The sequence below is a fragment of the Saccharothrix longispora genome, assembly GCF_031455225.1.
GTDB lineage: Bacteria > Actinomycetota > Actinomycetes > Mycobacteriales > Pseudonocardiaceae > Actinosynnema > Actinosynnema longispora.
This window is the reverse complement of sequence record NZ_JAVDSG010000001.1, coordinates 6,221,052-6,245,343: the sequence shown is the minus strand read 5'-3', so window position 1 is coordinate 6,245,343 and position 24,292 is coordinate 6,221,052. Positions and strand designations below refer to the sequence as shown.

26 protein-coding genes and 3 tRNA genes are annotated in these 24,292 nt (G+C 71.8%); 18 read left to right on the top strand and 11 right to left on the bottom strand.

Annotation, left to right across the window (positions count from 1 at the left end):
- Nucleotides 1-10: 10 nt before the first annotated feature.
- On the top strand, nt 11-1,012 hold the full coding sequence (locus J2S66_RS26425; RefSeq protein ID WP_371320595.1) for a polyprenyl synthetase family protein: 1,002 nt from the start codon (nt 11-13) through the stop codon (nt 1,010-1,012).
- A 172-nt stretch (nt 1,013-1,184) separates the two neighbouring features.
- On the opposite strand, the gene rarD is transcribed toward J2S66_RS26425, so the two are convergent.
- Complete coding sequence (rarD, locus tag J2S66_RS26420) at nt 1,185-2,120, bottom strand: EamA family transporter RarD (protein ID WP_310309990.1); 936 nt, start codon at nt 2,118-2,120, stop codon at nt 1,185-1,187.
- Nucleotides 2,121-2,316: 196 nt separating this feature from the next.
- On the opposite strand from rarD, the gene J2S66_RS26415 reads away from it, so the two are divergent.
- Nucleotides 2,317-4,608 carry a sunset domain-containing protein gene (locus J2S66_RS26415; protein WP_310309989.1) on the top strand — a complete coding sequence of 764 codons (2,292 nt, stop codon included), beginning with the start codon at nt 2,317-2,319 and terminating at the stop codon, nt 4,606-4,608.
- Between the two features lie 93 nt (nt 4,609-4,701).
- On the opposite strand, the gene J2S66_RS26410 is transcribed toward J2S66_RS26415, so the two are convergent.
- From J2S66_RS26410 to J2S66_RS26395, 4 genes are all read right to left on the bottom strand, one after another.
- Entirely contained in the window at nt 4,702-5,757 is a 1,056-nt protein-coding gene (locus tag J2S66_RS26410; RefSeq protein ID WP_310309988.1) for a 2-oxoacid:ferredoxin oxidoreductase subunit beta, read from the bottom strand.
- Nucleotides 5,757-7,637, bottom strand: a complete 1,881-nt coding sequence (locus tag J2S66_RS26405; RefSeq protein WP_310309987.1) for a 2-oxoacid:acceptor oxidoreductase subunit alpha — start codon at nt 7,635-7,637, stop codon at nt 5,757-5,759. Before J2S66_RS26405 ends, J2S66_RS26410 begins: the two co-directional genes overlap by 1 nt.
- Before the next feature lie 215 nt (nt 7,638-7,852).
- Nucleotides 7,853-8,611 carry an enoyl-CoA hydratase gene (locus J2S66_RS26400; RefSeq protein ID WP_310309986.1) on the bottom strand — a complete coding sequence of 253 codons (759 nt, stop codon included), beginning with the start codon at nt 8,609-8,611 and terminating at the stop codon, nt 7,853-7,855.
- A gap of 24 nt (nt 8,612-8,635) precedes the next feature.
- On the bottom strand, nt 8,636-9,076 hold the full coding sequence (locus tag J2S66_RS26395) for an Lrp/AsnC family transcriptional regulator (protein WP_310309985.1): 441 nt from the start codon (nt 9,074-9,076) through the stop codon (nt 8,636-8,638).
- A gap of 93 nt (nt 9,077-9,169) precedes the next feature.
- Here J2S66_RS26395 and ddaH point away from each other — a divergent pair, with 93 nt between their 5' ends.
- Together ddaH and J2S66_RS26385 are read left to right on the top strand one after the other, a co-directional pair.
- Nucleotides 9,170-10,030, top strand: coding sequence for a dimethylargininase (gene ddaH, locus J2S66_RS26390; protein WP_344960513.1), 861 nt, complete (start codon nt 9,170-9,172; stop codon nt 10,028-10,030).
- 133 nt (nt 10,031-10,163) lie between these two features.
- Nucleotides 10,164-10,418: a DUF2188 domain-containing protein gene (locus J2S66_RS26385; protein ID WP_306743702.1), complete on the top strand. Its 255-nt coding sequence runs from the start codon at nt 10,164-10,166 to the stop codon at nt 10,416-10,418.
- Between the two features lie 72 nt (nt 10,419-10,490).
- Here J2S66_RS26385 and J2S66_RS26380 read toward each other — a convergent pair whose 3' ends face one another.
- Entirely contained in the window at nt 10,491-11,051 is a 561-nt protein-coding gene (locus tag J2S66_RS26380) for a TIGR03086 family metal-binding protein (RefSeq protein ID WP_310309984.1), read from the bottom strand.
- 86 nt (nt 11,052-11,137) lie between these two features.
- Here J2S66_RS26380 and J2S66_RS26375 point away from each other — a divergent pair, with 86 nt between their 5' ends.
- The gene (locus tag J2S66_RS26375; RefSeq protein ID WP_310309983.1) at nt 11,138-11,941 is read left to right on the top strand and encodes a DUF6597 domain-containing transcriptional factor; all 804 of its coding nucleotides are present in this window, start codon (nt 11,138-11,140) and stop codon (nt 11,939-11,941) included.
- Nucleotides 11,942-12,015: 74 nt separating this feature from the next.
- Nucleotides 12,016-12,222, top strand: a complete 207-nt coding sequence (locus J2S66_RS26370; protein WP_310309982.1) for a hypothetical protein — start codon at nt 12,016-12,018, stop codon at nt 12,220-12,222.
- On the opposite strand, the gene J2S66_RS26365 is transcribed toward J2S66_RS26370, so the two are convergent.
- Entirely contained in the window at nt 12,219-13,256 is a 1,038-nt protein-coding gene (locus tag J2S66_RS26365) for a LysR family transcriptional regulator (protein ID WP_310309981.1), read from the bottom strand. The genes J2S66_RS26370 and J2S66_RS26365 overlap by 4 nt on opposite strands.
- 239 nt (nt 13,257-13,495) lie before the next feature.
- Here J2S66_RS26365 and J2S66_RS26360 point away from each other — a divergent pair, with 239 nt between their 5' ends.
- The 4 genes from J2S66_RS26360 to htpX are packed head-to-tail and all read left to right on the top strand — an operon-like array spanning nt 13,496 to nt 15,952.
- Nucleotides 13,496-13,915, top strand: coding sequence for an NADH-quinone oxidoreductase subunit B (locus tag J2S66_RS26360; RefSeq protein ID WP_306743697.1), 420 nt, complete (start codon nt 13,496-13,498; stop codon nt 13,913-13,915).
- Nucleotides 13,912-14,484, top strand: a complete 573-nt coding sequence (locus J2S66_RS26355) for an NADH-quinone oxidoreductase subunit C (protein ID WP_310309980.1) — start codon at nt 13,912-13,914, stop codon at nt 14,482-14,484. The genes J2S66_RS26360 and J2S66_RS26355 overlap by 4 nt, the downstream gene beginning before the upstream one ends.
- Nucleotides 14,477-15,070 carry a 4Fe-4S binding protein gene (locus J2S66_RS26350; protein WP_310309979.1) on the top strand — a complete coding sequence of 198 codons (594 nt, stop codon included), beginning with the start codon at nt 14,477-14,479 and terminating at the stop codon, nt 15,068-15,070. Before J2S66_RS26355 ends, J2S66_RS26350 begins: the two co-directional genes overlap by 8 nt.
- Nucleotides 15,071-15,091: 21 nt before the next feature.
- On the top strand, nt 15,092-15,952 hold the full coding sequence (gene htpX, locus J2S66_RS26345; protein ID WP_310309978.1) for a zinc metalloprotease HtpX: 861 nt from the start codon (nt 15,092-15,094) through the stop codon (nt 15,950-15,952).
- A 16-nt stretch (nt 15,953-15,968) separates the two neighbouring features.
- Here the strand turns inward: htpX and rfbA are convergent, their stop codons facing one another.
- Together rfbA and J2S66_RS26335 are read right to left on the bottom strand one after the other, a co-directional pair.
- Nucleotides 15,969-16,844, bottom strand: a complete 876-nt coding sequence (gene rfbA, locus J2S66_RS26340; protein WP_310309977.1) for a glucose-1-phosphate thymidylyltransferase RfbA — start codon at nt 16,842-16,844, stop codon at nt 15,969-15,971.
- A complete protein-coding gene (locus J2S66_RS26335) occupies nt 16,841-17,332 on the bottom strand; it encodes a YajQ family cyclic di-GMP-binding protein (protein WP_310309976.1) in 492 nt (163 codons plus the stop codon). Before J2S66_RS26335 ends, rfbA begins: the two co-directional genes overlap by 4 nt.
- 122 nt (nt 17,333-17,454) lie before the next feature.
- On the opposite strand from J2S66_RS26335, the gene J2S66_RS26330 reads away from it, so the two are divergent.
- Nucleotides 17,455-17,535: transfer RNA gene (locus J2S66_RS26330), tRNA-Tyr, on the top strand.
- 769 nt (nt 17,536-18,304) lie between these two features.
- On the opposite strand, the gene J2S66_RS26325 is transcribed toward J2S66_RS26330, so the two are convergent.
- The gene (locus J2S66_RS26325; RefSeq protein ID WP_310309975.1) at nt 18,305-18,574 is read right to left on the bottom strand and encodes a hypothetical protein; all 270 of its coding nucleotides are present in this window, start codon (nt 18,572-18,574) and stop codon (nt 18,305-18,307) included.
- A gap of 242 nt (nt 18,575-18,816) precedes the next feature.
- Here J2S66_RS26325 and J2S66_RS26320 point away from each other — a divergent pair, with 242 nt between their 5' ends.
- From J2S66_RS26320 to J2S66_RS26290, 7 genes are all read left to right on the top strand, one after another.
- Nucleotides 18,817-19,317, top strand: coding sequence for a hypothetical protein (locus tag J2S66_RS26320; protein WP_310309974.1), 501 nt, complete (start codon nt 18,817-18,819; stop codon nt 19,315-19,317).
- A 421-nt stretch (nt 19,318-19,738) separates the two neighbouring features.
- Nucleotides 19,739-22,342 carry an EAL domain-containing protein gene (locus tag J2S66_RS26315; protein ID WP_310309973.1) on the top strand — a complete coding sequence of 868 codons (2,604 nt, stop codon included), beginning with the start codon at nt 19,739-19,741 and terminating at the stop codon, nt 22,340-22,342.
- Nucleotides 22,343-22,406: 64 nt separating this feature from the next.
- Nucleotides 22,407-22,482, top strand: a tRNA-Thr gene (locus tag J2S66_RS26310).
- 42 nt (nt 22,483-22,524) lie between these two features.
- A tRNA-Met gene (locus tag J2S66_RS26305) sits at nt 22,525-22,597 on the top strand.
- 74 nt (nt 22,598-22,671) lie between these two features.
- Nucleotides 22,672-22,836, top strand: coding sequence for a 50S ribosomal protein L33 (gene rpmG, locus J2S66_RS26300; RefSeq protein WP_015105301.1), 165 nt, complete (start codon nt 22,672-22,674; stop codon nt 22,834-22,836).
- 72 nt (nt 22,837-22,908) lie between these two features.
- Entirely contained in the window at nt 22,909-23,358 is a 450-nt protein-coding gene (locus J2S66_RS26295) for a MaoC family dehydratase N-terminal domain-containing protein (protein ID WP_306743674.1), read from the top strand.
- Nucleotides 23,355-23,774 (top strand): MaoC family dehydratase, encoded by a 420-nt coding sequence (locus J2S66_RS26290; protein WP_306743673.1) that lies wholly within the window; start codon nt 23,355-23,357, stop codon nt 23,772-23,774. Before J2S66_RS26295 ends, J2S66_RS26290 begins: the two co-directional genes overlap by 4 nt.
- A gap of 54 nt (nt 23,775-23,828) precedes the next feature.
- Here the strand turns inward: J2S66_RS26290 and J2S66_RS26285 are convergent, their stop codons facing one another.
- Nucleotides 23,829-24,239 (bottom strand): MmpS family transport accessory protein, encoded by a 411-nt coding sequence (locus tag J2S66_RS26285; protein WP_310309972.1) that lies wholly within the window; start codon nt 24,237-24,239, stop codon nt 23,829-23,831.
- Between the last annotated feature and the right edge of the window lie 53 nt (nt 24,240-24,292).

Here is a 24,292-nt window from a genome sequence, read left to right as displayed (position 1 = left end):
GCTCTGAGGGGTGACCAGTAGCGAGCGGGCGGGGACGGGGTTCCGGTTTTCGGACCCCGTGCTCGCGGAGTTGGTTCAGGGCGGCCTCGACGAGGTGGAGGAGCTGCTGCGCGCGGTCGTGCGGAGCGAGTTCCACCCGGTGATGGAGACGTCCCTGCACCTGGTCGAGGCGGGCGGGAAGCGCATCCGCCCGCTGTTCACCATCCTGTCCGCGCAGTTCGGCAGCACCTGGGACCGCGTGAACGTGGTCAAGGCGGCGGCGGTGGTGGAACTCACCCACCTCGCCACCCTCTACCACGACGACGTGATGGACGAGGCCACCATGCGCCGCGGCGCGGAGTCGGCCAACGCGAAGTGGGACAACAGCATCGCCATCCTCACCGGCGACTACCTGTTCGCGCACGCGTCGGCGCTGGTGGCGGACCTCGGCACCGGGGCGGCCCGGATCATCGCGGAGACGTTCTCCGAGCTGGTGACCGGCCAGATGCGCGAGACCATGGGGCCCCGCGAGGGCGAGGACCCGGTCGCGCACTACCTGACCACGATCGCCGAGAAGACCGGTTCGCTGATCGCCACCGCGGCCCGGTTCGGCGCGATGTTCTCCGACGTGACACCCGAGCAGGTCGAGGCGCTGCGCGCTTACGGCGAGGTCATCGGGGCCGCGTTCCAGATCTCCGACGACGTCATCGACATCGCCTCGCCGTCGGAGGAGTCGGGCAAGACGCCCGGCACCGACCTGCGCGAGGGCGTGAAGACGCTGCCCATGCTCTACGCGCTGGAGGAGGAGCCCGGGTCGCGGCTGGCGACGCTCCTCGGCGGCCCCGTCGAGGACGACGCCGAGGTGCTGGAGGCGCTGGAGCTGCTGCGGGTCTCCAACGGGCTGGCGCGGGCGCGCAAGACGCTCGACGAGTACGCGGACCGGGCGCGGGAACTGCTGCACGTGCTGCCCAGGGGCACCGCGCGGGACGCGCTGGAGTCGGTCAGCGAGTACGTGGTCACCCGCACTCGGTAGTTGGCCGCTGCTTCGCAGACGGCGGCTCGGCCGCCTGGAAGTCGGCTCATCGGGGCGTGTTCCGGAAATCGAAGAGCGTGATTTCCGGAACGCGCCCCGACAAGCCGACGCGGCCTCGCGTGGTGGTCGGTGGGGCGTCGGTGGTCGGCGGCCGGCCGCAGGGGGGGTTGGTTCAGGGGATCGGTTCAGGGGGCAGTGGGTCGGCTCGGCGGCGGTTGGCGCGGAGGGTGTCCGCGGTGAAGACGAGCAGCGCCACCCAGACCAGGGCGAAGCCGAACCAGCGCGAGGCGGGCATCGGCTCGCGCGCCACGAACACGCCCCAGGCGAACTGGAGCACGGGCGCCAGGTACTGGAGCATGCCCATCGTGACCAGCGGCACGAGCCGGGCGCCCGCGCCGAACATGACCAGCGGGATCGCGGTGACCAGGCCCGCCGAGGCCAGCCACAGGGCGTGCGACCAGCCGCCGCCGTGGAACGTGCCGGCGTCGCCGAGCAGCAGCAGGTAGCCGACGGCGACCGGGGCGAGCACCACGCTCTCCGCGGTGAGGCTGGTCGTCGCGTCCAGCGGCACGGTCTTCTTCAGCAGGCCGTAGACGCCGAACGAGCACGCCAGCACCAGCGAGATCCACGGCAGCCTGCCGTAGTCCACGGCCAGCACGACCACGGCGGCGACCGCGATGACCAGCGCGGCGCCCTGGGCGAGGCGCAGGCGCTCGCGGAGCACGAACACCCCGAGCAGGACGCTCACCAGCGGGTTGATGAAGTAGCCGAGGGCCGCCTCCACGACGTGCTGCGTGTTGACGGCGTGGATGTAGACGCCCCAGTTGACCGCGATCAGCACGGACGCGGCGGTGACCATGAGCCAGCCGCGCGCGGACAGCCGGCGGAGGTCGCCCCAGCCGCGCAGGACGGTCGTGATGATCGCCATGAACACCAGCGACCACGCGATGCGGTGCGCCAGGATCTCCACCGAGCCGGCCGGCTGGAGCATCGGCCAGTAGGCGGGCACCATGCCCCAGATGAAGTAGGCGCCGGCACCGAGGGCGATCCCCTTGTTCGTCCGGTGGACATCCGCCTGAACAGCGGAGGAGTTCGTCAACGGCGGCACGGGGAGTACTGTACGCCGACCGTTTTGGCTGGTCGGTTGCTCCGAATGGTCCAGTGTCACACACTGGGCGCAGGTCCGGCCGGCCCCACGCGCCGAACCGGGGCGTCAGGGTAGTTTTGCACCGCTTCCCCAACCGGGTGAAGGCTCGGAAGCGGAGCGTGTCGGGGTGTGACAAGCAGCAGTGGGAGGGTCTCCCGTGGGTTCGCTCTTCGGGCAGGTGTGGCTGTGGAGCCTGCTGTCCTTCGTGGCAGGTGCCGCACTGACCTGGCTCGTCCTCGTGCGCCCGGCCAAGCGGGAGCTGGAGGACCTGGAGGAACGCCTCCTCACGTCGCCGCGCCCGACGCCGGCGACCGCGCCCGAGGCCGCGCGTGACGAGTTCGACAGCTGGCACGTCGAGGCGTCCCGGTCGCTGTCGGACGTGCAGCCGGTCGCCGAGCCGACGCGCTTCGAGCGCCCGGCGTTCGACCGGGCCGAGCCCGTCGAGTACGCCCACGACGAGCCGCGCTACGACGTGTCCAACATGAAGCTCGACAAGCGCGACGAGCTGCTGGAGGAGCTGGACGACGAGCACCGACCGCTGTCCGACTTCGAGGAGTCGCACGACTTCCCGGAGTTCGAGGAGGAGCGCCCGCGCAGCCTGTTCGACCGCCTCGGCAGCGAGACCGACACGCACGAGACGCTGGAGCCGAAGCCCAGGCAGCAGCCGACGCCCCCGCCTTCGTCCACGCGGGTGGTGCCCCAGCCGTTCCCCCGGGCCGAGCGCCCGCAGCCCGCGGACGAGCCGGAGCTGCCCGTGGAGGAGACCAACCTCCTGCCGGCCGTGCCGCCCGCGCCGGTCGCCGAGGTCGCGCCGCGCCGCGAGGAGCCGACCGCGCCGCCGGAGGTGCAGGCGTTCCAGCCGCGCGAGGTGTGGCGCGAGGAACCCGTCCAGGAGGTCTACCAGGACGAGGTCGCCGAGGGGCGCGAGGAGGAGGACGAGCCGGAGCGCAAGGCCGCCGAGGAGACCGCCTTCATCCCGGCCACCGCGCTGGCCGAGGCCATCGCCGAGGTCGACCGGGGCCGTGTCGACCCCGGGCACGTCGACGGGGGCGACGTCGAGCAGGACGAGGAGCAGCAGGTCTGGCCCGAGCACGACCTGACCGGCCACTTCCAGCCGGTGACCTTGCCCGACGAGGAGTTGGGCGAGCGGGAGCCCGAGCGGGAGTGGGAATCGGCGGAGCGCGGGCCGAGGACCGAGGTCATGAGGCCGGTGCGGGTCGGTGACGAGACCGACCGGGAGCGTCGCTCCGAGGCGCCGGAGCCGATCACGGCGACGTTGCCTGAGATCCCGGCCGAGGCCCCGGACGGGCGCGACGCCGCCCTCGACGCCGGGGGCGACCGCCCCCGGTCGCTCGCCGAGCACCAGGCCGCCGACGAGCGGTTCTTCGCGGACCTCCAGGGGGGCGACCGGCACGCGTCCGACCACGACCCCGCCGATCTCCACGCCGCCGAGCCGGCCACCGCCGAGCAGCCGGTCTTCGACCCGCCGACCGCCGAGCAGCCCGTCGTCGAGCAGCCTGCCGCCCACCGGCCCGTCTCCGAGCGGCCCGTCTCCGAGCGGCCCGAGGTCGAGCCGGCTGCCGAGCAGACCGCCATCGGGTCCTTCGAGCCGGTGCCCGCCGAGCCCCGCGAGCCCGAGCAGGCGGAGCAGGCCGAACCGGAGCCGGTGCGCCCCAGGTCGGGGCTGTTCACGCCCGCGTCGGAGAGGACCGAGGCGGACGAGGTGGAGCCGGTCAAGCCGGCACCCGCGAAGCCGGGGCCCTCGGCCGACGTGCCGTTCGAGCCGACGTTCGTCGACTCGGGCGAACCGCTGGTGGTCCGGAGCTCGGACCCCACGCCCAGGTCCGTCGCGATGGACCCGCCGAAGGGCGACGGCCCCCGGCCGCGCAGCCTGTTCGAGCCGCTGGTCACCGACGACGAGCTGCCCGAGACGGCCCGTCCCACCCCGCCGCCCGCGTCGGGCGGCGACCAGCCGTTCGTGCCCACGCTGGCGCCGGAGCTGCTGGCGTCCACGGGCCAGGCCCAGCCCGCCCGCCCGGCCGCCGGCCCCAACGGCCTGCCGCAGCGCCCCACCCGCCAGTCGGGCGAGCGGCGCACCCCGCCGCCGCTCTCCGCGCCCAAGCCGGCCACCCCGCCGCCGGCGCGCCCGGTCCGCCCGCGCCCGGTCGGGTTCAGCCCGAGCACCGGCGGCAGGCCCGCCGCGGGCACCGGCAGCACCCGGTACCGCGGCCAGGAGGAGGGCTTCAACCCGCGCTCCCCGTTCGGCCCCGGTTCGGTGCTGCCCAAGTCCGACGGCCTGGCCCCGGCCCCCGAGTTCGAGGTGAAGGCGACCCTGACGGGCCGCCGCTACTTCACCAACGACTCGGCGAACTTCCGCGAGACCCGCGCCGACGTCTGGTTCCGCACCACGTCCGACGCCGAGAAGGCGGGCTTCCACCAGGCGCCCTGATGGTCCCGCCTGACGGTCCTGGCCTGACGGGGCCCGTCACGCGGAAGACCCCTGTTCCGGGAGGCGGAACAGGGGTCTTCTCCGTTCGGGCGGTCAGCTCAGCACGGTCCAGGTGTCCTTGCCGCGCAGCAGCGCGGCCAGGTCCGCCTTCTGCGCGGCCTTGGCCTGCTCGACCTGCTCGCGGGCCCCGTCGTCGTACGTGGGGCGGGACGTCTTGCGGAACACGCCGGTCACGGTGTGCCGCAGGTCCTGCGTCGACAGCCGGGACAGCGCGAACGCCAGGTTCAGGTCGCTCGCGTCGTGCACCACGACCTCCTCCGGGGCCACCTCGGAGGTCTTGGCCACGGCCAGCCCGAAGCCCTCGCGGACCACGGCGAACTCGCCGTTGCCGAAGGTGATCGGCTGCCCGTCGACGACGTCGATGATCCGCCGGGACGCCTCGTCGGCGTCCTTGAGCACGTCGAACGCGCCGTCGTTGAAGATCGGGCAGTTCTGGTAGATCTCCACCAGCGCCGACCCGCGGTGCTCGGCGGCCTGCCGCAGCACCTCGGTCAGCCCGACCCGGTCGGAGTCGATCGCGCGGCCGACGAACGTGGCCTCCGCGCCCAGCGCCAGCGACACCGGGTTGAACGGGTGGTCCAGCGACCCGAGCGGCGTCGACTTGGTGACCTTGCCGGCCTCGGAGGTCGGCGAGTACTGGCCCTTGGTCAGGCCGTAGATCCGGTTGTTGAACAGCAGGATCTTGAGGTTCACGTTGCGGCGCAGCGTGTGGATCAGGTGGTTGCCGCCGATGGACAGCGCGTCGCCGTCACCGGTCACCACCCACACCGACAGGTCCGGCCGCGCCACCGCGAGACCGGTCGCGATGGCCGGCGCGCGCCCGTGGATGGAGTGCATGCCGTAGGTGTTCATGTAGTACGGGAACCGCGACGAGCAGCCGATCCCGGACACGAACACGATGTTCTCGCGCTTGAGGCCCAGCGTGGGCAGGAAGGACTGCACGGCGTTGAGCACCACGTAGTCGCCGCAGCCGGGGCACCAGCGGACCTCCTGGTCCGACTTGTACTCCTTGGCCTTCTGCGGTTGGTCGGAGGTGGGCACGCCCGCGAGGCCGCCCAGCCCGGGGAGGCCCAGGTCCGTCGCAGTCATTACGACACTCCCTTGATCACGTCGGCGAGCACGTCCTGGAGCTCCTCCGCCTTGAACGGCAGGCCCTGGACCTTGGTGTAGCTGATGGCGTCGACCAGGTACTTGGCGCGCAGCAGCAGCGCCAGCTGGCCCAGGTTCATCTCCGGCACGACGACCTTCTCGTACCGGGCCAGGACCTCGCCCAGGTTCTTCGGGAACGGGTTGAGGTGCCGCAGGTGCGCGTGCGCCACGGGCATGCCGAGCTTGCGCACCCGCCGCGCCGCCGCGCCGATCGGGCCGTACGTCGAACCCCAGCCGACGACGAGCACCTTCGCCTCGCCCGACGGGTCGTCGACCAGGACGTCCGGCACCTCGACGCCGTCGACCTTGCGCTGCCGCAGCCGCACCATGTGGTCGTGGTTGACCGGGTCGTAGGAGATGTTGCCGGTGCCGTCGGCCTTCTCCAGCCCGCCGATCCGGTGCTGGAGCCCCGGCGTGCCGGGCACCGCCCACGGGCGGGACAGCGTCTCCGGGTCCCGCAGGTACGGCCAGAACTCGCCGTCCGGACCGTTGGGCTCCGTGGCGAACGCCACGGTCAGGTCGGGCAGCTCGTCGACGTTCGGGATCAGCCACGGCTCGGAGCCGTTGGCGATGGCGCCGTCGGACAGCAGCAGCACCGGCGTCCGGTAGACCAGCGCGATCCGCGCGGCCTCCAGGGCGGCGTCGAAGCAGTCCGCGGGTGACTGGGGCGCCACGACCGGCACCGGCGACTCGCCGTTGCGGCCGAACATCGCCTGGAGCAGGTCGGCCTGCTCCGTCTTGGTCGGCAGGCCGGTGGACGGGCCGCCGCGCTGCACGTCGATGACGATCAGGGGCAGCTCGGTCATCACGGCCAGGCCGATGGTCTCGGACTTGAGCGCGATGCCGGGACCGGACGTGCTGGTCACGCCGAGCGCGCCGCCGTACGAGGCGCCGAGCGCCGCGCCGATGCCGGCGATCTCGTCCTCGGCCTGGAGCGTGGTGATGCCGAACTGCTTGTGCCGGGACAGCTCGTGCAGGATGTCCGAGGCGGGCGTGATCGGGTACGTGCCCAGCACCACGGGCAGGCCGGACCGCTGACCCGCGGCGACGATGCCGTAGGCGAGCGCGGTGTTGCCGGTGATCTGCCGGTACGTGCCCTCGTCCAGCTTGGCCGGCGCCACCTGGAACGTGACCGCGAACGACTCGGTGGTCTCGCCGTAGTTCCAGCCCGCCCGGAACGCCAGCACGTTGGCCTCGGCGATGTCGGGCTTCTTGGCGAACTTCTCGCGCAGGAAGCGCTCGGTGCCCTCGGTCGGCCGGTGGTACATCCAGGACAGCAGGCCCAGGGCGAACATGTTCTTCGCCCGCTCCGCGTCCTTCTTGCCCAGGCCGGTCTCCTCCAGGGCGCCGATGGTCAGGGTGGCCATGGCCACCTCGTGCACCTGGTAGGCCTCCAGCGAGCCGTCCTCCAGCGGGTTGGCGGCGTAGCCGACCTTCACCAGGTTGCGCTTGGAGAACTCGTCGGTGTTGACGATCAGCGTGCCGCCCTTGGGCAGGTCGCCGATGTTCGCCTTGAGCGCCGCCGGGTTCATCGCCACGAGCACGTCGGGGCGGTCGCCGGGGGTGAGGATGTCGTAGTCGGCGAAGTGCAGCTGGAAGCTGGACACGCCGGGCAGGGTGCCCTGTGGCGCCCGGATCTCGGCCGGGAAGTTGGGCAGGGTGGCGAGGTCGTTGCCGAACGCGGCGGCCTCGGAGGTGAACCGGTCACCCGTCAGCTGCATGCCGTCGCCGGAGTCGCCGGCGAACCGGATCACCACGCGGTCGAGCTTGCGGACCTCCGCACCACCTGGCGCGGCGCCGTTACCAACGTCGGTAGTCATGTCCTGGGCCGATCCCTTTCCTCACACCGCTAGGGGCTGGTGCCCCTCCCCCTCATCGAGGGTAGCCGTCGCCGCTGACGGGCCGGTTGCAGCCGTACCACGGTGCGGGACGATCGGTCTCACCACGTGCCGCATATCGGCGGTTGAGCAACCAGGAGGGTGTCCAGAGGTACGTGTTACTCCGATTAGCAGCTACTGATACTCCCTGCGTGGGGTCAGTGCCCGCTGATCCTGGCCCTCATCGCGGCCAGCCTCGCCTGGAACTCCGGGGTCCCGATGGAGGCGGCCTGCGGTGTCAGCTCCGTGTCAACGGCCTGCGCGTGCTCGTCCAGCACGGCGGTCCTCCGCATGGAGGACTTGGTGGTCCTGACCAGCTCGCGCGGCGCGTCGGCCGCCGCGCGCGCCAGCTCGACCGCCGACGCGACCAGCTCGTCGTGACCCCCGTCCGCGCGGTCCCACGCCAGACCCCGCGCGACCGCGGCGTCCGCGTCCAGGACCTGGCCGAACAGCGTCATCGCGATCGCCGTCTGCGGACCGACGAGCCGTTGCAGCATCCACGTCATGCCGCCGCCCGGGTGAATGCCCAGTTGCAGGAACCGCGCGTCGAACCTGGCGCGCGCGCCGACCAGGCGCACGTCGCAGGCCAGCGCCAGGTTGAGGCCCGCGCCGACCGCCGCGCCGCCGACGGCCGCGATCGTGGGCAGCGCGCAGCCCGCCACGGCGAGGAAGCCCGCGTAGATGCGGCGCAGGCCCTCCTCGCGGGCTTCGCCGAGCGCCGTCAGGTCCGCGCCGGCGCAGAACGCCGGGGGAGTGCCGGTGACGACCACGGCGTGCACGCCGTCGTCCCGCTCGCAGTCCTCGACCGCCCGGACGAGCTGCTCGGACAGGTCGAGCGTGAGCGCGTTGCGGCGGTCGGGGTCGTGCACGGTGACGATCGCCACGCGGTCGGCGCGCTCCAGGAGGACTTCGGCCATGCCGTCGACTCTAGGTGCCGGACCTCAGGGAGCCGGCGGGCGGTCGAGGAGGCGGGACAGCACGACCGTCGACACGGTCCGGTCGATGATCTCGACGGCCCGCAGCCGCTCCAGCGCCGTCTCCAGGTGGTGGATGTTCGCCGCGCGCAGGTGCACGATCGCGTCCGCCGCGCCGGACACCGTGTAGGCGGCCAGCACCTCGGCCATCGGTTCGAGCCGCTGCCGGATGTCGTGCGGCGTCACGTTGCCGCGGCAGTGCACCTCGACGAACGCCTCCGTGCCCCACCCGAGCTGCTCGGGGTCGACGACCGCCGTGAAGCCGCGCAGCACGCCCGTGTCCAGCAGCTTGTCCACCCGCCGCTTCACCGCGGGCGCCGACAACCCCACCTCCTTGCCGATGTCGGCGAAGCTGGAGCGGGCGTTGGCCATGAGGCACGAAATGATTCGCTGGTCAATCGAGTCCACACGCAACATTCTGCCCTAGAAGACGCAATATCGCGGCGTTGATCGATGGTCGGAGGGCACTCTACATTTCGATCCATGACCTCGGTTTCCCTCATGGGCCCCGGCGACGAGCCGATCGTGCTGGACGTGGCGACGCCGGTCGCGCCGGTACGCGTGCCGACCACCCGTCGGTACTTGATGTGCCCGCCCGAGCACTTCACCGTGGAGTACTCGATCAACCCGTGGATGGACCCGACGCGGCCCATCAGCACGGCGTTGGCGGTGGAGCAGTGGACCGCCCTGAAGGAGACCTACGAACGCCTGGGGCACCGGGTGGAGACCATCGAGCCGGTCCCCGGCCTGCCCGACATGGTGTTCGCGGCCAACTCGGGCACCGTCGTCGACGGCCGGGTCCTGGGCTCCCGCTTCCGGGCACCCCAGCGAGCCGCGGAAGCCGACCACTTCCGCCGCTGGTTCCTGGCCAACGGCTACCGGTCCGTCGTCATGCCCGAGCGCACCAACGAGGCCGAGGGCGACTTCGCCTGGACGGGCAGGTACCTGCTGGCGGGCACGGGCTTCCGCACCGACCCCCTGGCCCACTCCGAGGCCCAGGAGGTGCTCGGTGTGCCGGTCGTCTCCCTCCGGTTGACGGACCCGCGCTACTACCACCTGGACGTGGCCCTGTTCGTCCTCGCGGACGACCTGGTCGCCTACTACCCGGACGCCTTCTCGCCCGGCACCCGACAGGTCCTCCGCCGCCTGTTCCCGGACGCCGTCATCGCGACCGAGGCCGACGCGGCGTGCCTGGGCCTCAACGCGGTCTCGGACGGCCGCAACGTCGTCCTGCCGGTGGAGGCGACCCACCTGGCCGACCAGGTCGCCCGACGCGGCTTCGAGCCGCACTTCGTGGACATCTCGGAGCTGCGCAAGTCGGGCGGCGGTCCGAAGTGCTGCACGATGGAACTGCGGGACTGATCCCGTTCCGACCTCGTCGGCGGGCGACGCTCCGGTGGTTCGCACGAGCGGTCCGGCGGAGCGCTCGTGCTCCCACCTGCGCACGTCCGCAAGCGCGATGTGTAGGCGCCGCTCGAAATGACCACCCCATCGAGTGAACCTTGAGGAGGTGCTGAGCGTGGCCAAGGGCGACGTGGAGACGTACTACGAGGACGGCCGGTGGAAGAACAAGATCGAGGGCGGCGAGCGGGCTTCCAGCACGGCTGACACGAAGGCCGAGGCGCAGGCCGAGGGGCGCCGCATGGCGCAGGAGCGCGGCGTCGAGCACGTCATCAAGAAGCAGGACGGCACGATCGGGGAGAAGAACACCTACCCCCGGGAGCGCGACCCGAACCCGCCCGCCGGCTGAGCGGACCACGTCGGCGGCCCCGGAGACCTCCGCGGAGGTCTCCGGGGCCGCCGTGCGACCGGGTGCGCGCGATCAGGGCTTGCGGCCGGTGAGCCCGAGGATGCGGTGCAGCAGCGGGGCGTCGTCGGGCACCGGGACCTCGGGGCCGTAGATGCCCATGCCGCGCCCCATCTCGACGGTCGGGACCAAGCGGCGGTGGACGTGCTCCAGCACCTCGTCGTCCCACGTCGGGGTCTGGCCGGTCGCCTGCGCCAGGTCCCAGGTGTGGACGACCAGCTCGCCGAGCGTGATGCCGCCGACGACCTCCGCGGGCATCGTGTTCGGGCCGCCCATGTACGTGGCGCCCTCCCACGACTCCGGCGTGCTCCACGCCGCGGCGGTGGCGCGCAGCTGGGCGGTCAGCTCGGCCGCCCAGTCGTCGGTGGTCGCGTTGTCGGACTCGGCCGGCGGGGCCACCTGCTCCTTGCGGCCGGACCCCTCCAGGACGGGGGCCCAGTGCATCAGGTGGTTCACCAGGGCGCGGACGTCGAACTCGGTGCACGGGGTCGGCGCGCCGAGCTGGTCGGGCGTGATGCCGTCCACGACCTCCAGGGTGGTCGCCACGGCTCGGCTGATCAACTGCTCACGGGACATGCCGCCACCCTAGGAAGATCGGAGGCGGGTGTCTTGAAGAAAGGCGACATGCCTTCGTGGGGAGTGGGGCGGGGCCGGTGCGGGACGTGAACGGACGGGACGAGCGCGAGCTGGCGTGGCGGGACCACCAGACCCACGAGTTCCACGCGCCCTCGCCCGACCTGGCCCCGCACGTCGCCCGCTACTGGGCCGTCGAGTGGTCCTACGCCCGGCCGTACCGGCAGCTGGTCGTGCCCTACCCGAACGTCCAGCTCAGCTTCCACGCGGGCCGCGCCGAGGTGCACGGGGTGTGCGGCGGCCACGTGTTCAAGGACCTCGACGGCACGGGCCGCACGTTCGGCGTCGCGTTCCGCCCCGGCGCCTTCCGGCCGTTCCTCGGGGCCCCGGTCCAGTCGATCACCGACCGCGCGATCCCGGCGGCCGAGGTCTTCCGCGACCTGCCGGTGGAGCCCGACGTGCCGGGTGTCGAGGACGCCCTGCGCCGCGCCCTGCCCGAACCGGACCCGAGGGCGCGCGACGCGGTCGACGTCGTCGACCTGATCGCCGCGAGCCCGCGCATCACCCGCGTCGACGTCCTGGCGGCCGACCTCGGCACCACCGCCCGCAGCCTTCAGCGCCTCTTCGCGGACCACGTCGGGGTGACGCCCAAGTGGGTGATCCGCCGCTACCGCCTGCACGAGGTCACCCAGCGCATGGCCGCGGGCGGGCACATCGACTGGGCGGCCCTGGCGGCAGACCTCGGCTACGCCGACCAACCCCACTTCGTCCGCGACTTCACCGCGATGTTCGGCGAGACCCCGACCCGCTACGCGGCGCGCTACGGCACCCCCGCCGGAGTCGTCCATACCACCGGGAACCGCGGTCCCGCCGAACGTCACCCGGAGGACTGAGCACCCTGGCGCGCAACCCTCCGGCGGTGTTCCGATCGACGGCACCCGCTGTCGACGAAGGTAGGGAGCGCGCCATGAACGAACTCGACGCCCAGCGCCCGTCGCCCCAACCGCAGCACGAGGAGGAGCCCGCGCGTCGGCGCACGTCGGGGGTGCCCGAGCGGCTCTCCGGGCTCGAGTGGCTGGCCAGGCAGGCGAAGCGCCGCCGGGTGCCCCGCAGGCCGGCTGAGCCCACCGACCCGGGCGGCCCCGCCGGGCACGTCCAGGCAGCGGCCCGCTAGTCGGCCACCTCGCGCTGGAACGCCGCCCACAGCAGGTTCAACGGGTGGTCGGACGGGAACTTCGCCCGCTCCTCCTTGCGGGCGAAGACCCCGACCAGGCGTTCCAGTTGCGGTTTCCGGTCGTTCTTCAGCTCGACCACGCGCAGCCCCGCCCCCTCGCGCAGGTCGCCGTTCGCGGCGACCACGCCGAGGCCCGAGGTGACGATCATGCAGCCCTCCACGAGGCCCGAGCGCAGCAACGACATGCCGTATTGGATTTCGTCGATTTCTGCCGCTATGTCCAATTCGTTCCGGTAGTCCGGTCCGAACCAGCCCCGCAGGAACTCCGCGATCAGGCCGTCACCGGGCACGACCAGCGGCAGCTTCGGCAATTCCCCGGTGCCGACGCGATCCGGCAACCGGTGCTCCGGCAGGTTCGTGAGCAGCGCCAACCCGCCCCGGCGCCACTCGATGACGTCGAACTCGTCGAACCCGCTCCGCCGGCCCGCGGGGGTCACCACGCTCCCGCACACGATGTCGACCTCCTTGGACTCCAACGACGTCCAGATGTCCTTCGTGCGGATGTGCACGACCTTCAGTTCGACGTCCCGCCGGCGGAAGTCGTCGGCCACGTGGTGCCACGCCTTGGCCAGCGGGTCGAGCATGAACCTGGTCGTGCCGACGGTCAGCGTCGTGCCCAGCTTGCGGCGGCAATCGTGAATCGAATCGAGCCACTCGGTCAACGTGGTCCGCGCCAATTCCACCAGCGCCTCGCCGGTGGGTGTGATCAGCACGTCTTTTCCGCGGCCCTGCTTGACGACCAGCGGCTCGCCGCACAGCGACTTGAAGTTGCGGTTGAGCGTGTCCACCTGCTTCTGCACGCTGGACTGCTCCCGCCCGAGCACCCGGGCCGCGCGCAGGGCGGACTTCGTCTCGTACACCGCGATCAAGGTCCTGAGCTGGTCCAACGTGGTGTCGAGCAGCAGCGGCGAGGTGTGCAGGAGTCTGCTGAGCCGGGTGCCGGCGGGCAGGAGCAGTTTGGCCGAGGTCGACATGCAGGGCCTCTCGGGTCGCGTCGGGTGTTCTACCGATTAGTTGTACTGAACTTGACCGCAGTTCGTGTTGAAATTATCCGAAGATCTTGGTCTTATCCCTGGACAGCTATGCGCGATCCGTAAGAGACTTCTGCCGCAACCAGGTGCTTGTTCACGTGGGAGCAATCAGGGGGTATTGGGGGGTTGGAGGCCCGCCGGGCGGCAGCCCGGCGGGCCTCCACGTATTAGCCTCATGGATCGTGACGGTTTCCACCTTGGACTGGGGCACGACCTACCGGGTCACCGTGCTCGACCTCGGCCTCGCGTGCTGCGGCGTCGAGGTCATGGCCGCCCTGGAGGGCCACCGCCCGGAGCACCTCGAAGCGCTCGGCGTCGACCCGGTGCACGCGGCGGGCGAGGCGCACGTGCTCGTCGTCTCCGGCACGGTCACCGACGTGATGCTGCCCGCGGTCGTCGCGACCTACGACGAGATGCCCGAGCCGAAGTACGTCCTCTCGGTCGGCGCGTGCAGCAACACCGGCGGCCCGTACTGGGACTCCTACAGCGTCACCAAGGGCATCGACCAGGTGCTGCCCGTGCACGTCGCCGTGCCCGGCTGCCCACCCCGCCCCGAGGCGCTGCTCGACGGCCTCGCCGCGCTGCACCGGCTCGTGTCGTGAGCGCCGCGTCGCAGGACCTGGCCGCCCGCGTCCCCGGCGCGGCGGTGAAGACCGCGTTCGGCCAGACCACCGCGCACGTGCCCCTGGACGGCTGGCTCGCCGCCGCCCGCCACGCGCGCGACGACCTCGGCTGCACCCAGTTCGACTGGCTGGGCGTCGAGGACGCCGGACGCCCCGGAGCGGTCGGCGCGCGACACGCCGTGCTGCTGCACGTCCTGCACCCCGGCACCAGGCAGGGCCTGCTGCTGCGCACCGAGGTCGAGGCCGGGCGGCAGCTGCCCAGCGTCGCCGGGCTGTGGGCGGGCGCGGCGTGGCACGAGCGCGAGGCGGTCGAGATGTTCGGCCTCGCCCTCGACCACGACGTCGCCCACCTCCTGCTGCCCGACTCGTTCGCCGGCCACCCGCTGCGCAAGGACTTCGTGCTGGCCTCCCGCGTGGTCCGCCCCTGGCCCGGCCGGCTCGAACCGGGCGAGGACGGCACGTCCGCGCCCAGCCGCCGCCGCGCGGCCCCACCCGGCGTGCCCGACCCGTCGTGGGGCCCGCGCTACGAGGAGAACGCCGATGAGTGACACGCCCCCCGGTGAGACGCCCCCAGACGGCACACCCCCCGACGGCACACCCCCCGACGGCACACCCCCCGACGGCACACCCCCTGACGGCACGCCTCCCGACGCGCGCACCCCGCCCCTGCCCCCGCGCACCCGCGGCGTCATCGCGCTGCTGGAGGCCAACTGCACGGTGTGCATGATCTGCGCCCGCGAGTGCCCCGACTGGTGCATCCACATCGACTCGCACACCGAGGTCGAGCAGGTGCCCGGCTCGGCCCGCCCGCGTGCCCGCAACGTGCTCGACCGGTTCGCCGTCGACTACGGCCAGTGCCTCTACTGCGGCATCTGCGTCGAGGCGTGCCCGTTCGACGCGCTGCACTGGGCGCCCGACTTCTCCTATCCCGGCACCGGCACGCCGACCGGTGACGGCGCGGTCGCCGAACTCGTCCACGAGCGCGACGTGCTGGGCTCCTGGGTGTCGCACGTCCCGCCTCCGCCGCAGCTCGACGGCGGTGCCGAGCCCGCGCCGGAGACCACCGCCACACGACCGGCACGCCCCGGTGCCGGAACCGCGCGCCGGCCGGGCGCGTTGAGGGGGAGGACGTAGAACAGCCGGAGGCGACGCACCGTGCACAAGCACTACAACGGTTTGAAGACCGCGTTGCTCCTCGGCGTCATGAGCGGCCTGATCGTGTCGATCAGCTCGTTGTTCGGGCGGACCGCCCTGGTGATCGGCCTGCTGCTGGCCCTGGGCGTCAACGCCTACGCGTACGTCAACTGCGACAAGCTGGCGCTGCGCACCATGCGGGCCCGCCCCGTGTCCGAGGTGGAGCAGCCCGCGATGTACCGCATCGTGCGCGAACTGGCCCAGACCGCCCGCCGGCCCATGCCCAGGCTCTACCTGAGCCCCACGGCCGCGCCCAACGCGTTCGCCACCGGCCGCAACCCGCGCAACGCCGCCGTGTGCTGCACGACCGGCATCCTCGAACTCCTCGACGAGCGCGAGCTGCGCGCCGTCCTCGGGCACGAGCTGTCGCACGTCTACAACCGCGACATCCTGATCTCGTGCGTGGCGGGCGCGCTGGCGAGCGCGGTCAGCGCGCTGGCCAACCTGGCGCTGTTCGCGAGCGCGTTCGGCGGTGACGACGACGACCGGGTCAACCCGTTCGCCGTGCTGCTGATCGCGCTGCTCGGCCCGATCGCGGCGGGCATCGTGAAGGTGGCGGTGAGCCGGTCCCGTGAGTACCAGGCCGACCGGTCCGGCGCGGAGCTGACCGGCGACCCGCTGGCCCTGGCCTCGGCGCTGCGCAGGATCGAGGACGGCACCAGGGTCGCGCCGCTCGCCCCCGAGCCCGCCGTCGTCGCGCAGTCGCACCTGATGATCGCCAACCCGTTCCGGGCGGGGGAGAACCTCGCCAGGCTGTTCTCCACCCACCCGCCGATCGCGGACCGGGTGCGCCGGCTGGAGGAGCTGGCGCGACGCCGTTGACGACGCCGACGACGCCCTACGGGCGCACCTCCCGCGCCACGTTCATCACGTACTGGCCGTAGCCGGACTGCGCGAGCTTCTCGCCGAGCGCGTAGCACTCGTCCGCGGTGATGAAGCCCATCCGCAGCGCGATCTCCTCCAGGCACGCGATGCGCACGCCCTGCCGGTGCTCCAGCACCTGCACGAACTGGCCCGCCTCCAGCATCGAGTCGTGCGTGCCGGTGTCGAGCCACGCGAAACCGCGCCCGAGGTCCACCAGGGTCGCCCGGCCCTCGCGCAGGTACGCCAGGTTGACGTCGGTGATCTCCAGCTCGCCGCGCGACGACGGCGTGAGGCCGCGCGCGATGTCCACGACCTGGTTGTCGTAGAAGTACAGGCCGGTGATGGCCTTGTTCGACTTCGGCAGCGCGGGCTTCTCCTCGATGGAGATCAGCCTGCCGGTCGAGTCGACCTCGCCCACGCCGTACCGCTCGGCGTCCTTCACCGGGTAGCCGAACAGCACGCAGCCGTCCAGCTCCTCGGCGTTCCTCTGGAGGAGCTTCGAGAAGCCCTGGCCGTAGAAGATGTTGTCGCCCAGCACGAGGGACACGTCGTCCTCGCCGATGAAGTCCGCGCCGATGACGAACGCCTCGGCCAGCCCGTTCGGGTGGGCCTGCTCGGCATAGGAGATGTCGAGGCCGAACTGCGAGCCGTCGCCCAGCAACCGCTTGAACAGCGGCAGGTCGACCGGCGTCGAGATCAGCAGCACCTCGCGCACGCCCGCGAGCATCAGCACCGACAGCGGGTAGTACACCATCGGCTTGTCGTAGACCGGCAGCAGTTGCTTGGACACGGCCTGCGTGATGGGGTGCAGCCGCGTGCCGCTGCCACCGGCGAGGACGATGCCCTTCACCGGTAGTTGGTGAACTGGAGGGCGATACCGAAGTCGGACCCCTTCAGCAGGGCGATCACGTCCTGGAGGTGGTCCTTCTTCTTGCCGGAGATGCGGAGCTGGTCGCCCTGGATCTGCGCCTGCACGCCCTTGGGCGCCTCGTCGCGGACCTTCTTCGCGATCTCCTTGGCCTTCTCGCTGGAGATGCCCTGCACGAGCGTGCCCGTGACCTTGAACACCTTCCCGGAGAGGGCGGGGTCGCCGATCTCGAACGCCTTCATCGAGATGCCGCGCTTCACGAGCTTCTCCTGGAAGACGTCGATGGCGGCGCGGCACCGCTCCTCGGTCTCGGACTGGAAGGTGATCGCCTCCTCGCCCGCCCAGGAGACCTGCGTTCCCGTGCCCCGGAAGTCGAAGCGCGTGCTCAGCTCCTTGGCGGCCTGGTTGAGCGCGTTGTCGACCTCCTGGCGATCGACCTTGCTCACCACGTCGAACGACGGGTCTGCCACGTGCCCGGTACCTCCGCGTCGGTGGATCTGGAACCGCCCGGAAGCCTACTCGGGTATCCCGGTTGCACGGGTCCGGACGGGCTTATGTATTGTCTCCACCGCACCCGGGAGACCGGGCGCGGGGCGGGTTGCCCGAGCGGCCAATGGGAGCGGACTGTAAATCCGTCGCGAAAGCTACAGAGGTTCGAATCCTCTACCCGCCACGCGAGCCAGAAGACCCCCGTGACCTGTGAGAACAGGTCACGGGGGTCTTCTCGTCGTGTCCGGCTGCGTCCGGCCGCAACCGGCGTTCTACGGGTGGCTGTGCCGAGGACGTACCGAAGTTCTCAGCGGCCCTATGCGGCTCCCAGCCCTGCCTGGACGAGTTGCCGTGCGCGTTCCTCCCCGCCGTCGAGGCACTTCGCGTAGACCCGCGCAGGACGGCCATGCTGTGACCGGCCATTCGCTACCCGCGTGAGGTTACCGATGCGCATCGGTAACCCGTGATCAACAGTAACCCTCTGACCTGCACGGTTACCGCAGTTACCGGTCCTGGGGACGGACGCGCCGGGCGGGGGACGGAGGTCTGCAGTGAGGAAGCGTCACGAGGGTTGTGCTGGTGACGGAAGCCTCCAGGGCGTAAGCGTCACACATCTCCTCGGTACTGCCGTCCGCAGCTGTGGGCAGTGGTGCGTCATCCAGTCCGCAACTGAATGAAATCGTCCTGGGCTCCGCTAAAGTGCCAGGTCAAGAAGTGTCTTCCCCGCGCGAGCGGGGGTGGTCCGCGGCCTGTTGAAGACAGCGTCGCACTCGTCGAGCTCTTCCCCGCGCGAGCGGGGGTCTTCGTCGTTCACGGGCTGCTGCGCCGGTCGGCGGCCCCGAGCGGGGGCCGCGGAGCCGTGACGTAGGTGAGGCCGACGCGCAAGCGCTTCCTCTCGCTTGCGTGCCGGCCTCGGGATGCAGCATAACTCATATCGAACATTTGTTCGAGGGTTATGAGATCGCCGCTCTCCCCGCCTCGGTCAGCTCCGCGTCCACCCGCTCGTCCAGGCCGACCGCGCGGCGCGCCCTCAGCAGGCCCGCGTGGACCAGGTCGTGCGTGACCATCTGGTCGCAGCACGGCAGCCCGTCCACGTACAGGTCCGGTTCGCGTCCCCCCGACAGCTGCGCCCTGCCCGCGGCGACGGCCCGGAGCATGGACCTGGCCCGGCCGGACAGCTCCTTCACGACGATCACGGCGACCCCCTCGCCCGCTGTGCCCATACCAGCTTCCCTCTTTCCACAGGAGGTCCGGCCCCGGGCCCCGAGTACCCGGCCGACCCGGGTTCACTCGGGTGGCCCAGGCGAGATCACCCGACGGTGTGGCGTCCGTCCGGTCCTCCCCGGCGCGGTGACCGGTTGTGCTGATCGGCCCAGCCGAAGTGCGGCCGACCGGTCGGCGACCCGATCGACCCGCCGTCGCGGACCGGCGGGGCGGGGGCGGTCGCCGGCCAGACACTCGGGCCATGAGCGAAATCCTCATCGCCCTCGCGGCCCTCGCGACCGGCGTGCTCCTCGGCCTGGTCGTCCGGTTCCCGGGACGCCGTCGCTCGCCCCGGTCGTCGCCCGCGCCCGCCGACGTCGGCGCGCTGCTCAACGCCGTGGACGACCTGGAGTACGGCTTGGCCGCGGTGCTGAACTTCGGGCCGCTGTCGGCGTCCGAGCTGACCGGGGTGGACCTGGCGGCCAAGCTCGAACGGCTCGCGGGTGACCTGCCCAAGGACGTCTTCGGCACGCTCAAGGGGCTGGTCGGCAAGATCGCGCTGCACCCGTACCCCGAGCGTCACGACCTGCTCGGCGCGGTGCGCGAGGACGAGTCCGCGGTGTGGCTCGCGCTGCGCGACGCTATCGGCAGCGGCGCCGCCCAGCACGTGGCGGCCGTGGAGGCGTGCCGGGTGCTGGAGGGCGTGCGCGAGGTGCTGCGGGGCGACGCGGCGGTCACCGGGCGGGAACTGGTGGGGGTGTAGGGGGGGAGCGGTGACCCTGTGGAGCCGGATGCGGTGAACGGCCCCTACGGAGTCCCGGAGGTGTCCGTAACCGGTTCCGCGCGCACCGCGACCGTCCCGGCGCGCACCGCCCGGCCGGGGTGCGGCGACCCGTCGGCTGAGCAGGCGTCACGCCGCGTTGGGCTGGTCCGGACCACCGCCGCCGATGATCGGGTTCGCTTCTCGCGCCATGCGGTCGTAGTGGTGAAGGGCCTGCTGAACGTGTGAACGACGTCGTCACCTTTCGTGGTAATCCGTCCTACGACCTGCCATTTCGTCCCCCGACCGGGGTACATTGGCAGCCTTGGAGGGGTCCTGGTCGATGTTCGGGACCCCTCAGTCACGCCAGGAGCCCGCAGGCCGCGACCCGGCCTGCCGTGACGACGGCCGACGAGGAGGCTGGATGTCCGACCACGCGTCGGCCAAGGCGCCCACCGCGCCGTCCCGGTCCACGAACCGCTCCTTCAGCGTGTTCGCGGCCCTGCTCCTCGTCGCGGGCGGGTTGTCCGCGTTCGCCGTCGGCTCCTGGCTGCCCGACAACTCCGCCACGCCGAGCCTGCTGTGGACCGGTCCGCTGCTCGTCGTCGGCTTCCTGCTGGCCGAGCAGCTCGCCATCAACGTCGACGTGCGCAGCGGGGTGGCCTGGACGATCTCGTTCACCGAGATCCCGCTCGTGCTCGGCCTGCTCGTCGCGCCGTTCGAGGTCGTGCTCGCCGCGCACGTCGTCGCGGGCGTAGGCACGCTGCTCGGCCGCCGCGTGCTCGACCGCGCCGTCTACAACGCCGGCCTGATGTTCATGGAGATCTCGGTGGCCTTCGCGGTCGCCGAGTGGGTCAAGGAGCTCCTCGGCCGCAGCGGTCCGGTCTGGGCGGGCGCGTTCGTCGGCACGATCGCCGTGCCGCTGCTGGCCAGCCTGCTCGGCCTGACCGCGCTGCGGATCATGCGCAAGGGCATGCGGCTCGGCCCGGCGCTGCGCCTGGTCGCGCAGACCCTCGTGGTGGCGCTGCTGAACACCTCCGCCGGCCTCGTCGGCTACGAGGTCGCGACGCGCGTGCCGTGGGGCGGCCTGCTGATCGGCCTCGTCTTCGCGGGCATCACCGCCATCTACCTCGCCTACTCGGGCCTGCTGCGCGAGCAGCGCGACCTGGAGGCGCTGAGCGAGGTCTCGCTGCGCGTCGCCCGCTCCGGCCGGCACGCCACGGGCCCGCGCGGCGCGATCCCGGACGCCGGCGACGGCCGCGCCGAGGACGACGAGTGGCAGCTGATCGCCGACCGCATCCGCGAGCAGCTCAACGCCAACCGCGTCGTGCTGCGGCTGCGCACCGACCCCCAGGCGCCGATGCGCAGCTTCGTCTCGGGCGAGCCGCTGCCGCCGGGGATGCGCCGCGACGACCCGCGCGTGCTGCGCGAGGACGCCATGCTCCAGCTGCCGGGCGCGCAGGTGCGGTACTTCCGCGTCGTCGACGCGGGCGAGGAGGTCTCCGAGGCCCTGGCCCGCCGGGACGCGCAGGAAGCGCTGGTCGTGCCGCTGCGCGGGGCGACCCAGCTGCTCGGCGCGGTCGAGGTGCACGACCGGCTCAGCCGGTGGCGCGGCTTCGGCAAGGCCGACCTCCAGCTGCTGCGCACGCTCGCCAGCCACCTCTCGACCGCCGTGGACAACCGCAGGCTGCTCGCCCGGCTGCGCCACGACGCCTACCACGACCCGCTGACCGGCCTGCTCAACCGGCCGGGCTTCCGCGAGGCCGCGAGCGAGCCGATGCGCCAGGCCGACACGGCCGTCGTGGTGCGCGTGGACCTCGACGTGCTGTCCACCGTCTCGGACGCGCTCGGGCAGACCTGGGCCAACCGGATGGTCGTCGCCGCCGGCCGCAGGCTGCGCGACGAGCTGGGCCCCGAGGTGCCGCTGGCCCGCCTGGAGGGCGGCGCGTTCGCCGCGCTGCTGCTCGACCGGCAGTCCGAGCGGGTCCGGGAGATCGCCGAGCGGCTGCGCGAGGCGCTGTCCGTGCCCTACCCCGTCGACCGGCTCACCGTGGAGGCGGGCGCGGTCGTCGGCTGGGCCACCACCGCGGACGAGGAGCTGGAGGAGTACGACCCCGACGTGCTGCTCCAGCACGCCGACGTGGCCGTGCGGGCGACCACCGAGAACGAGCCGCTGCGCCAGTACGCGCCGAGCATGGGCCAGATCTTCCTGCGCCGCTTCCAGCTCGTCACGCAGTTCCGCTCGGCCCTGGAGAACGGCCAGGTCTCCGTGCACTACCAGCCCAAGATCGCCCTGCCGAGCCGCCAGGTGATCGGCGCGGAGGCCCTGGTGCGCTGGAAGCACCCGGAGTTCGGCCGCGTCGACCCGGACGAGTTCGTGCCCGCCGTCGAGGCCACCGGCCTGGTCGACGTGCTGACGGACTTCGTGATGGACCGGGCCCTGGAGCGGGTCAGGCTGTGGATCGACCGCGGGCTGCGGATGTCGATCGCGGTCAACCTGTCCGTGCGCACGCTGGCCGACGAGGAATTTCCCAACCGCGTCGCGGCGGCCCTGCGCCGGCACGAGGTGCCGCCGGAGCTGCTCACGTTCGAGCTGACCGAGTCCGGCGTGATGGCCGACCCGGAGCGCGCGCTGCCCGTGCTGCGCCGCCTGCACCAGATGGGCGTCGTGCTGGCGGTGGACGACTTCGGCACCGGCTACTCGTCACTGGCCTACCTGCGCCAGCTGCCGGTGGACGAGGTCAAGATCGACAAGAGCTTCGTGCTCGGCATGGGCACGGACCTGGGCGACATGGCGGTGGTCCGCTCCATCGTCGAGCTGGGCCACTCGCTCGGCCTCACCGTGGTCGCCGAGGGCGTCGAGGACGACGCCGCGCGCGACCAGCTGGTCGGCATGGGCTGCGACGTGGCGCAGGGCTACCTGATCTCCCGGCCGCTGTCCGAGGACCGCTTCGAGGCGTGGCTGCGGGCGCGGACCGTGCAGGTCAGGGGTGCCCGGGATGAGACGGTGCTCACTCTGGTGCATTGATCGGCACCCCCGATTTCACTCCTGCGGGAGGGGTGTTGTAGAGTTCTACTCGCTGCAAGAGCAAGCCCCTTTAGCTCAGTCGGCAGAGCGTCTCCATGGTAAGGAGAAGGTCTACGGTTCGATTCCGTAAAGGGGCTCCACAACCGGCCGCGGTGCTCAAGCATCGCGGCTGACTTGTGTAAAGCGGTGTAGCTCAGTTGGTAGAGCAAGCGGCTCATAATCGCTGTGTCGCCGGTTCAAGTCCGGCCACCGCTACTCGCAAGATCCCCGCCAGGCGGTAAGCCCGCACTGGGGAACCGGGGCACACGCGCTCTAGGAAGGCAAGGACCGTGGCTGCAACCGACGTACGCCCCAAGATCACCCTCGCGTGCGAGGAGTGCAAGCACCGGAACTACATCACCAGGAAGAACCGGCGCAACGACCCGGACCGCCTGGAGATCAAGAAGTTCTGCCCGAACTGCAAGACCCACCGCGCTCACAAGGAAACCCGCTGAGCCGGTAGCACCGCTTCGACGAGGCCCGTCCCCCGCGTGGGGACGGGCCTCGTCGCGTATAGCCTGCGTGCCGTGCCTCTCGACCAGTCCTACGTCGGACGTTCCTACCCGCCGTCGCCCCCGTACGAAGTCGGCCGCGAGAAGATCCGCGAGTTCGCCGACGCGGTCGGGGAACCGAGCCCGGCGCACCGCGATCCCGAGGCCGCGCGCGCCCTGGGCCACCCGGACGTCATCGCGCCGCCGACGTTCGCGGTCGTGCTGTCGCTGAAGATCAACGACGTGCTGGTCGGGGACCCCGAGCTGGGCCTGGACTACAGCCGCGTGGTGCACGGCGACCAGGTGTTCGTCCACCACCGCCCCATCACGGCGGGCGACCGGCTGTCCGTGGTGCTGCACGTCGACGGCATCACGTCCCGGATGGGCAACGACATGCTGGCGCTGCGCGCCGAGATCACCACCGAGGACGGCGAGCCGGTCACCACCGCCAAGTCCACCCTCGTGGTCCGCGGGGAGGAGTCGTGATCAGGGCTTCGGACGTCTCCGTCGGCGACGCGCTGCCGCCGCTGACGCTGCGCATCACCCGCGCCGACCTGGTCCGCTACGCGGGCGCGTCGGGCGACTTCAACCCGATCCACTGGAACGAGCGGTTCGCCCGCGAGGTCGGCCTGCCGGGCGTGATCGCGCACGGGATGCTCACCATGGGCCTCGCGGGCCGGATCGTCACCGAGTGGGCCGGCGACCCGGGCGCCGTCGTCGAGTACGGCGTGCGGTTCGGGCGGCCCGTCCCGGTGCCGGACGACGACGAGGGCGCGCTCGTGGAGGTGACGGGCAAGGTGACCAAGGTCCTGGAGGACGGGACGTTCAAGGTCAACGTGACGGCCTCGTTCGAGGGCAAGTCGGTCCTCGGGGGCGCGTCGGCCCGCGTGCGGCTGCCCTGAGGCCCTCCCCGGGGTCCTTCTGCGGAGGACCTCCGCGGGGCTCTCCGCCGGCCGTCAGAAACCGTTGCACAGGGCGCTGGTGTGCGCGCCGGTGGCCGTGGCCGAGCGCCGCTCGACGCCGTCCACGGTCACCGCGCACCCCACGTCCCCGCCGGACTGGCCGATGGTGACGGTGAGGACGCCGTCGACGGGTGCGTCGGCCACCACCAGCTCCTTGCGCCAGGGCAGCGCGGTCAGCTCCTCGCGGAGCGTCTCCCCGGGGTGCGTCCCGCCCTGCCGGAAGGTCGAGTAGGTGACGGTGGCCCGCTCCACCTCGCCGCTCACCTCGTAGACCACCCGCACCGGTGGTACCGGCCGGGTGGTCCACAGGACGAGGGCCAGGGCCCCGATCACCAGTGCCGCCGCGCCCGCGACGACGGACCACGTGCGGAAGCGCGGTCGTGGGGGCCGTTCGGGCTCCGGCATGGGGCTCCTCGGACGTGGACCGGTGGGACTGAATGGACCATCGGTGTGACACG